The organism is Undibacterium sp. Ji83W (assembly GCF_049340385.1).
Lineage (GTDB): Bacteria > Pseudomonadota > Gammaproteobacteria > Burkholderiales > Burkholderiaceae_D > Undibacterium.
The window spans coordinates 1-3,695 of sequence record NZ_JBMPOZ010000050.1; the positions used below are offsets into that span (position 1 = coordinate 1).

2 protein-coding genes and 1 pseudogene are annotated in these 3,695 nt (G+C 57.0%); all 3 read left to right on the top strand.

The genetic code is table 11. The features are described from left to right. Nucleotides 1-520: pseudogene (locus tag ACO0LD_RS31595) on the top strand (RHS repeat protein); the annotation flags it as partial. Continuing rightward, nucleotides 517-1,956: a hypothetical protein gene (locus ACO0LD_RS31600; protein ID WP_423013481.1), complete on the top strand. Its 1,440-nt coding sequence runs from the start codon at nucleotides 517-519 to the stop codon at nucleotides 1,954-1,956. The pseudogene ACO0LD_RS31595 and the gene ACO0LD_RS31600, both read left to right, overlap by 4 nt. 116 nt (nucleotides 1,957-2,072) lie before the next feature. After that, nucleotides 2,073-3,695, top strand: a 1,623-nt coding sequence (locus ACO0LD_RS31605) for an Ig-like domain-containing protein (RefSeq protein ID WP_423013483.1), incomplete at its 3' end; no start/stop codon positions are given.

Below are 3,695 nucleotides of genomic sequence, written 5' to 3' on the forward strand. Positions count from 1 at the left end.
CACCATAGGTCAAGTGTTGACCGTCACCGGCCCCCGTACCGACGTCGTCGATAAAACCACCTACACCTACGACAACCTCGGTAACCTTAGTACGGTGACGAATGCCGCTGGTCACGTCACGACTTTGACCAACTACGACGCCAACAGCCGCGCAGGCCAGATCACTGACCCCAACGGCATGGTCACTACTTTGACTTACACCCCCCGTGGCTGGCTCAAACAACGCGTGACCAATGCCGATGGCGTTTCTGAAACCACCACTTACGACTACGACGGTGTCGGCCAGATGACCAAAGTCACTTTGCCAGACAACAGCAGCATCAACTACGTCTATGACGATGCCCACCGCCTGACCAGGATCAGCGACAACCTCGGCAACAGCATCAACTACACCCTCGACGTCATGGGCAACCGCGTCAATGAAACCGTCACCGATACCGGTGGCAACCTCACCCGCCAGGTCAGCCGCGTCTACGACATCCTCAACCGCCTGCAAACCGTCACAGGAGCAGCGCAATGAACCGTATCTTGAAGCACACCATGACACCAACATTCACAGCGACTGTCCTCAGCGTCGCCATGGCACTCGCCTATGGCCAGGCAGCAGCCCAATCCGCCACCACCGTCTACCAGTACGAATACGATCTTAACGACAACGTCACTAAAATCACCAACGGCAACAGCGCAGCAACCAAGCAGACCTATGACGCCCTCAACCGTCTGCAAATGCAAACCGATGCCGACAACAAAAACACCAGCTACACCTACAATGGCCAGAACCGCCTCACCCAGGTCACTGACGCCCGCAACTTCAGCACCATCTACAGCATAGACGGCCTCGGCAACCAGCTCAGCCTCACCAGCCCCGACACAGGTGTCACCACAACGACAGCTGACGCGTCCGGCAACATCCTGACTAAAACCGATGCCAAGAGCCAGACCACCCGCTATGCTTATGACGTGCTCAACCGCATCACCAGCATCACCTGGCACGACAACAGTGTCACTACCTACACCTATGACCAAGGCAGCAATGCCAAAGGCCGCTTAAGCCAGATCAGCGACCCCAGTGGCACCATCAGCTACACCTACGATGGCCGTGGCCGCGTACTGACCGAGACCCGCCTCATCAACAGCGCCAGCAACATCACCCGCTACCAGTACGACAATGCAGGCCGCCTCAGCAGCACGACCTACCCCAATGGCCGTTTGATCAGCTACACCCGCGACAGCCTTGGACGCGTCACCCAGATCGACACCACCAAAGACGGCATCGCCATGACCATCCTCAGTCAGGCCAGCTACCGTCCCTTTGGCGGCGTCCAAAGCTATCGCAACAGCGCCGGACAAACCTCCACCCGCAGCTTCGACAACGAAGGCCGCATTGCCAGCTACACCCTCAACAACAAAGTACAAGCCATCAGCTACGATGCAGCAGGACGCATCACCGCCATCAACGAAACCAACAACCCCAGCCGCCAGGCCACCTACGGCTATGACACCGTAGACCGCCTCACCAGCTATTTAACACCCCAGGTCAGCCAGGGCTTCACTTATGACCCCGTCGGCAACCGCAACACCAAGACCACTGGTGCCGCCAATACCAGCTACACCTATGCCGGTAACAGCAACCGCCTCACCCAGATCACCGACAGCCAGGCCAAACCCGTCGCGACCGACCCCAATGGCAGCATCACCAACAACGGCAGCAACCAGTTCACCTACGACACCCGTGGCCGCATGACCTCTGCCGTCACCTCCATAGGTAATGTGCAATACCTCATCAACCCCCTGGGCCAACGTGTACAAAAGAACGTACCCGCCAATGGCAGCAACCCCGCCACCAGCACCCTGTATCACTACGACCAGGGTGGCAAACTGATCAGCGAGCGCACAGGGCAGAACGATGTGGATTACATCTACCTTGGTGACTTGCCTGTCGCGGTGATCAAATAAGCCAGGCAAAAAAAACTAAACCTGACAAAAAAACTGGTCATTACCCAATAGCCATTATTCAAAAAACCGCCCGCCGCTCACCCACGAGAGATGAGCCAAGGGCAGGGGAGAAGAACTTGTTTCAACAAAGATTATTAAGCAGGATCAGCATCAGCACAGCACTGGTTTGCCTCGCTGGCATCAGCAGTCAGGCCTTCGCCGTCGCCCCCACCGTCAGCCTGACGGCTCCGGCAGCCAACGCCCGCTACGGTGCACCTGCCGCCATCACCCTGACAGCCACTGCGACAAACACTGGTGACACCATCAGCAAGGTCGAGTTCTATCAGGGCACGACATTACTGGGTACCGCCACCACAGCCCCCTACAGCTATAACTGGAGCAATGTCGCTACAGGCAGCTACAGCCTCACCGCCAAAGCCACCAACAGCCATAACGAAACCAAGACCTCGACAGCAGTTGCCGTCGTCGTCAACAATGCCCCCACCGTCAGCATCACAGCGCCAGCCAACAACAGCAGTGTTGCCGGCAAAGCCACCATCACCCTGACAGCCAACGCTACTGACGCTGATGGCACGATCAGCAAGGTCGAGTTCTATAACGGCACCACCTTGCTCAATAGCGACACCGCCGCACCGTATAGCTACAGCTGGGCCAACGTCGCTCCTGGTACTTACAGCATCACCGCCAAGGCAACTGACAACCTCAGCGGCACAACCACCAGCACCCCGGTCAGCATCACCGTTACCAATCCGATTACCGTCAACCTGACAGCACCGGCCAACAATGCCAGTGTCACGGTAGGTACACCTATCGCCATCACAGCGACAGCAGCAGACAGCAAAGGCAGCATCTCAAAAGTCGAGTTCTACAATGGCACCACACTGCTGGGCAGTGCAACAGCCAGCCCTTACAGCTATAGCTGGACCAATGCTGCAGTAGGTACTTATAGCCTGACAGCCAAAGTCACCGACAGCCAAAGCCTCACACAAACCAGTAATCCGGTCAGTGTCCAGGTCAAGGCCGCAGCAACAACGCCACCAATTGTCAGCCTGACACCCGCACTCAAGCAAACTACCCAGACGGCACCAGCGAACGGTACCTTCATTGCACCAGCAGGTATCAGTCTGGCAGCGACAGCCACGCCCGCATCTGGCAGTACCATCAGCAAGGTAGAGTTTTACCAGGGTGCAACACTGATAGGCACTGCCACAGCACCCACAGTCACGAACGGCACTAGCTACAGCGTCAACTGGAGCAATGTCACGGCGAATAGCTATAACGTCACTGCCAAGGCGACGGACAGCACCAACACGACAGCAACCACGGCACCGGTGACTGTCAATGTCATCAACAACACAGCACCAACGGTCAGCCTCACTGCTAACCCAGCCAACGGGACAGCACCAGCGACCATCATCCTGAATGCGACAGCAACCGACAGTGATGGCACGATAGCGCAGGTGGAGTTCTTGAATGGCGCAACCAGCATTGCCACAGTCACGCAGGCACCGTACACGACCAACTGGACGAATGTGGCGCAGGGGAGTTACAGTCTGACGGCAAAAGCCACAGATAACCTGGGTGCAAGCACGACCTCAGCAGCAGTGCCAGTCGCAGTGACGGCCAATACACCGAAGGCGTATGATATTCATGCGGATCATCTCAATACACCGAGGGTGATTACGGACGCGACAGGAACAGAAGTCTGGCGTTGGGATAGTGCGCCGTTTGGGGAGACG